This window comes from Nocardioides albus (assembly GCF_014648255.1).
GTDB classification, from domain to species: domain Bacteria; phylum Actinomycetota; class Actinomycetes; order Propionibacteriales; family Nocardioidaceae; genus Nocardioides; species Nocardioides albus.
Genome location: NZ_BMQT01000028.1, coordinates 1 through 596 on the forward strand (window position 1 = coordinate 1; position 596 = coordinate 596).

The following is a 596-nucleotide window of genomic DNA, read 5'->3' on the forward strand; positions in this document are numbered from 1 at the left end:
GCAGGTCGTAGAGGGGCTGGTCAGACCGGGGTCGGGGTGGATCGGCCTTCGGGGTCGCGTCCCACGCGGCCTGGGGCGTGATGCGTCCGGGGAGTCCTTGGTGGGGTCGCTGGGTGTTGTAGATGTGGTCGAAGGCATCGACCTGGGCCTGGAGCTCGGCCAGGGACTCGGCCAGGGGCTGTTTGTCGAGGTAGCGGAACAGGGTCTGGTGGAAACGTTCGTTCTTGCCCTGGGTGGTCGGCTTGTAGGGCTTGCCGGTGATCGCCTCGACCCCGAGCCGGGACAGGTGCACGACGAGTTGGCCGATGTGTCCCTGGCGTGAGGGGTTGAGCGCTGCGCCGTTGTCGGTCAGCAGGCGTTGGGGCACCCCGTGAGCCGCGATGGCCTTGTTCACCACCGTGATGGCTGCCTCAGAGGTCTCACCGGAGGCGACATGTGAGGCGAGTGCGTAGCGGGAGTGGTCGTCGATGAGCTGGAAGATCACACACCTGCGGCCACCGGCCAAGACGTACTCGGTGGCGTCCAGCTGCCAGCACGCGTTCGGGGCGGGATAGACGAACCGTCGCCAGGCCGAGCGTGGCTTCTTCTTCGGCTCC

1 protein-coding gene is annotated in these 596 nt (G+C 67.1%); it reads right to left on the reverse strand.

Features of this window, described 5'->3' with window-relative positions:
* Positions 1 to 596 (reverse strand): integrase core domain-containing protein (locus IEY84_RS26545; RefSeq protein WP_189129331.1); only part of this gene is annotated, 596 nt, incomplete at both ends.